General features: G+C 55.1%; 1 rRNA gene. It reads left to right on the forward strand.

Annotation, left to right across the window (positions count from 1 at the left end):
• A 23S ribosomal RNA gene (locus ABLU96_RS11510) occupies window positions 1–689 on the forward strand; the annotation flags it as partial.
• Window positions 690–712 lie beyond the last annotated feature (23 nt).

Genomic DNA, 712 nt, shown 5'->3' on the forward strand with positions numbered 1-712 from the left:
GGGTTGCGGACAGTGTCTGGTGGGTAGTTTGACTGGGGCGGTCTCCTCCTAAAGAGTAACGGAGGAGCACGAAGGTCAGCTAATCCTGGTCGGACATCAGGAGGTTAGTGCAATGGCATAAGCTGGCTTGACTGCGAGCGTGACGGCGCGAGCAGGTGCGAAAGCAGGTCATAGTGATCCGGTGGTTCTGAATGGAAGGGCCATCGCTCAACGGATAAAAGGTACTCCGGGGATAACAGGCTGATACCGCCCAAGAGTTCATATCGACGGCGGTGTTTGGCACCTCGATGTCGGCTCATCACATCCTGGGGCTGAAGTAGGTCCCAAGGGTATGGCTGTTCGCCATTTAAAGTGGTACGCGAGCTGGGTTTAGAACGTCGTGAGACAGTTCGGTCCCTATCTGCCGTGGGCGCTGGAGAATTGAGGGGGGCTGCTCCTAGTACGAGAGGACCGGAGTGGACGCATCACTGGTGTTCGGGTTGTCATGCCAATGGCATTGCCCGGTAGCTAAATGCGGAAGAGATAAGTGCTGAAAGCATCTAAGCACGAAACTTGCCCCGAGATGAGTTCTCCCTGACCCTTTAAGGGTCCTGAAGGAACGTTGAAGACGACGACGTTGATAGGCCGGGTGTGTAAGCGCAGCGATGCGTTGAGCTAACCGGTACTAATGAACCGTGAGGCTTAACCTTACAACGCCGAAGATGTTTTGGCG

This window comes from Klebsiella sp. CN_Kp106, from assembly GCF_040064575.1.
Lineage (GTDB): Bacteria > Pseudomonadota > Gammaproteobacteria > Enterobacterales > Enterobacteriaceae > Klebsiella > Klebsiella michiganensis.